We start from the raw sequence: 3,548 nt of genomic DNA, 5'->3' as shown, positions 1-3,548 counted from the left end.
GTCCGGTATCGGTGGTGGCAATTTTGCCTGCTCCATGAGCAACATCAGCTCCTTCTATCCGAAAAGCAAGCAGGGTTACGGGCTGGGCATGAACGCCGGGCTGGGTAACTTCGGTGTTACCACCATGCAGGTTGTGATTCCCCTGGTGATGACCGTCGGTATCTTTGGCGCGCTCGCTGGCGGGCCCATGGAGCTGGAAAGCTCAAGCGGCACCCTGATAGGCCGAATTGAGGCCGGTACTGACACCTGGATCCAGAACGCCGGCTTTATCTGGCTGGTTTTCCTGATACCCCTGGCCTTCGCTGGCTGGTTCGGCATGAACAACCTGCGCACGATCACCCCGAACCCCGGCAATCCCGCTTCAGCCTTCGGCAAGATCATCGGCCTGTATGCGGTTGGCCTTGTCACGTCACTGATCGGGGTTTATGCCCTGGGCATCCTGAACATGTGGGTGGCGCTGCCCCTCACCATCGTCCTGACGCTGGTTCTCCTGCGCCTGATCCCGGGTGACATCAAACCCAACATCCAGAAGCAGTTTGCCATCTTCAGCAACAAGCACACCTGGGCCATGACGGTGCTGTACATTCTCACGTTTGGTTCGTTCATCGGCTTTTCCGCAGCCCTTCCACTATCCATCACCGTGATCTTCGGCAACATGATGGAGGTGGCGGCTGACGGTACCGTTACCCGCGTCACCAATCCTGATGCCCCGAGCGCACTGACCTGGGCCTGGATCGGGCCATTTGTGGGTGCTCTCATCCGCCCGGTAGGTGGCTGGATTTCCGACAAGATGGGCGGTTCCATCGTCACCCAGATCATCTCGGTTATCATGGTGGTGGCGTCCGTTGCGACCGGCTACGTGATGATGCTGGCCTACAACTCAACAGACCCGAACAGCTACTTCGCACTGTTCCTGATTCTGTTCATTGTGCTGTTCGCCGCCAGCGGTATTGGTAACGGCTCTACCTTCCGCAGCATCGGTGTTATTTTCGACCAGCAGCAGAAGGGCCCGGTGCTTGGCTGGACTTCGGCAGTTGCCGCCTACGGTGCTTTCATCGCACCCAGGGTGATGGGCCAGGAAATCCAGGCCGGCACACCAGAAGTGGCCATGTATGGTTTTGCGGTGTTTTACGCGGTATGCCTGGTGGTGAACTGGTGGTTCTATCTGCGCAAGAATGCCTATATCAAGAATCCATGATGCCTGGGTAAGGCATCCGGAAAACAGCTGCCGGCCCCACAAGGGCCGGTTTTTTTTGCGGTGCTGAATGCAGTTCTCTTGCCCGGCGTCACGCGCGATCAGTATCCTTGCCGACTCCGGACGATTGTTTACCACCGCGCCCATCAAAGCTGAGTAACCGGTTTTCTCAAGGTGATTGATATCCGCCCCGTATATCACGCTCTTCCAGGCGGTCGTCTTCCCAGAGGATCTGCCACACAGCCACCAACACAACAACCGCCAGCAACGCCCCAAGCCAACCGGACCAGCGCTCCAGAACTTCCATTCAGCTCCCCTTGCATTTTCAGGCCTACGTACTTCGAAAGAATACAAAAAACCCGCCGGGATTGCTCCGGGCGGGCTCTGGTACAGATTGGTCTGCCGTGATCAGCCGGTAGCAGCGGCCTTCTTCTGGCGTTCCTCCTCTTCAATCTGAAGGTCAACAGAAGACACCTGGTACTCTTCCGCAAAGCCGGACTCCGGCTCCTTCAGCCACATCAGGCACAGCACCCAGCTGATAAAGGCGCCCGCGGCAATGATATAGAAGAACTGAGTGGGAGTAACAAAGGTGAAAATGGTGAGATAGACCACTGCACCGACATTACCGTACGCACCGGCCATCCCCGAAATCTGTCCGGTAAGACGGCGCTTGATGGAGGGGATAATGCCAAAGGTGGCACCTTCAGCGCCCTGTACGAAAAATGAAGTGAACACGGTGATGGCAACCGCAATGATCAGCGGCCAACTGGAGTTCATCAGCCCCATCAGTGCGAAGCCAATGGAAATGCCGAACATGTAGCTGAGCATAACAAACCGGCGGTTACCCATACGATCGGAGACCAGGCCACCCATGGGGCGTGCAAGCAAGTTCACAAAGGCAAAGGATGCCGCGATCATGCCAGCTGCGGCTGCGTTCAGGCTCCAGGTTTCTTCAAAAAACATCGGCAGCATGGAAACCACGGCCAGCTCCGCACCGAAATTGGCGAAATAGGTGCTGTTGAGGGCCGCTACGCTGTTGAACGGGTATTTGTCGTCCTCTGGCACGCCTTTTTTGAGAATGGGAATGTTCACCCGCAGGATCTGGATGATCTGGTAGACCACGATGGCGGCAATGACGCCGTAGCAGATAAGCGCGCCGGTCCGGCCAATGTACCCCATGCTTTCGATGCGCCACACCAGGATGCCCAGCACACCAACCAGCGGGATGGTCCACAGGATGAGCTTGACCATGTCTCCCCAGGTGCTGACTTCCAGCGCAATGGCTTTACGTGGTTTGCGGTGAACGGTACCTACAGGGCCGTCGGTGATGGCAAACCAGTAGTAAACACCGTATGCGGCCATGAAGATCGCGCTCTGGGCGATGGCCCAGCGCCAGCCGTCTTCACCGCCATACATATGCAGGGCAATGGTAGGCAGTGAGATGGCTGCTGCCGCGGAACCGAAGTTGCCCCAGCCGGCGTAGAAACCTTCAGCAAAGCCGATATCCCGGGGCTTGAACCACATGGCGGTCATGTGGATACCCACCACGAAGCTGGCACCGATGGAGCTCAGCACCAGGCGGCTGACCAGCAGTTGCATCATGGTAGTGCCAAAGGCAAACACCAGTGCCGGAATGGCCATTAACACCATTAGCACCGAAAACACACGGCGCGGGCCAAAGCGGTCCAGGGCCATGCCCACGATGATGCGCGCAGGAATGGTCAGTGCCACGTTACAGATGGCAAACAGACGGATGTCATCCTTGGTCAGCCAGTCCACACTTTTCAGCATGCTGGATGCCAGCGGCGCCATGTTGAACCAGACATAGAAGGTAATAAAGAAGGCAATCCAGGTCAGGTGCAGTGCCCTGATTTCCGGATTGCGGACGCGGAATACGTCTGCGACTTTCATTTCAGCCTCCGGGGCTATTCAAGGTTATTAAAGACTGGGGAGAATGAGCAGCGGGCACTGAACCCGGCGCGCGAGGAAGGAGCTCACGCTGCCAAAGGTCATATAATCCAGCTCATCGACGAAATAGGTCAGAGATCGGGCAATAAAGCCGCCGTCCGGCTCATGGCTGTGACGCGCTATCACCAGCATGTCGGGGCGGATTTTCTTCTCCGCTGCGAACAGCAGCATCTTGCGGGCGTCGCCCTCCAGCAGCATGGTTTCAGCAACAATCTGTTCGTTCTGGCACACCTCCAGGGCTTCTGCGATGTGCTGTTTGAGTTCGTCCACTTCCTGCCGGAAGAAGTCTTCATTTCCCGAGGTAATGTCGCGGGGGTTTTCCGCCACGGCAACAAGCGTGATCTGGGGTTTAAGATCCCGGAACATGGTGATGGTTTGCGCCAGG

The 3,548-nt window shown here is 57.0% G+C and carries 4 protein-coding genes; 1 reads left to right on the top strand and 3 read right to left on the bottom strand.

Annotated features, from left to right (window positions below; all coding sequences use genetic code 11):
* Positions 1 to 1,198, top strand: a 1,198-nt coding sequence (locus ACESMB_RS11385; RefSeq protein ID WP_372971575.1) for an antiporter, incomplete at its 5' end; no start/stop codon positions are given.
* A 166-nt stretch (positions 1,199 to 1,364) separates the two neighbouring features.
* On the opposite strand, the gene ACESMB_RS11380 is transcribed toward ACESMB_RS11385, so the two are convergent.
* The 3 genes from ACESMB_RS11380 to ACESMB_RS11370 form a co-directional block, all read right to left on the bottom strand.
* The gene (locus tag ACESMB_RS11380; RefSeq protein ID WP_372971574.1) at positions 1,365 to 1,502 is read right to left on the bottom strand and encodes a hypothetical protein; all 138 of its coding nucleotides are present in this window, start codon (positions 1,500 to 1,502) and stop codon (positions 1,365 to 1,367) included.
* Positions 1,503 to 1,603: 101 nt separating this feature from the next.
* On the bottom strand, positions 1,604 to 3,106 hold the full coding sequence (locus ACESMB_RS11375) for an MFS transporter (RefSeq protein ID WP_372926792.1): 1,503 nt from the start codon (positions 3,104 to 3,106) through the stop codon (positions 1,604 to 1,606).
* A 27-nt stretch (positions 3,107 to 3,133) separates the two neighbouring features.
* The gene (locus ACESMB_RS11370) at positions 3,134 to 3,547 is read right to left on the bottom strand and encodes a universal stress protein (protein ID WP_372971573.1); all 414 of its coding nucleotides are present in this window, start codon (positions 3,545 to 3,547) and stop codon (positions 3,134 to 3,136) included.
* Between the last annotated feature and the right edge of the window lies 1 nt (position 3,548).

This window comes from Marinobacter sp., from assembly GCF_041686475.1.
Classification (GTDB): Bacteria; Pseudomonadota; Gammaproteobacteria; order Pseudomonadales; family Oleiphilaceae; genus Marinobacter.
Note: the sequence above shows the minus strand (reverse complement) of the source record. Positions and strands in the feature narration are given on the sequence as shown.

What these genes read in the sequence shown, in the direction of transcription:
- ACESMB_RS11380 (WP_372971574.1), bottom strand. Translation starts at nt 1,502, where the DNA reads ATGGAAGTTCTGGAGCGCTGGTCCGGTTGGCTTGGGGCGTTGCTGGCG.
- ACESMB_RS11375 (WP_372926792.1), bottom strand. Translation starts at nt 3,106, where the DNA reads ATGAAAGTCGCAGACGTATTCCGCGTCCGCAATCCGGAAATCAGGGCA.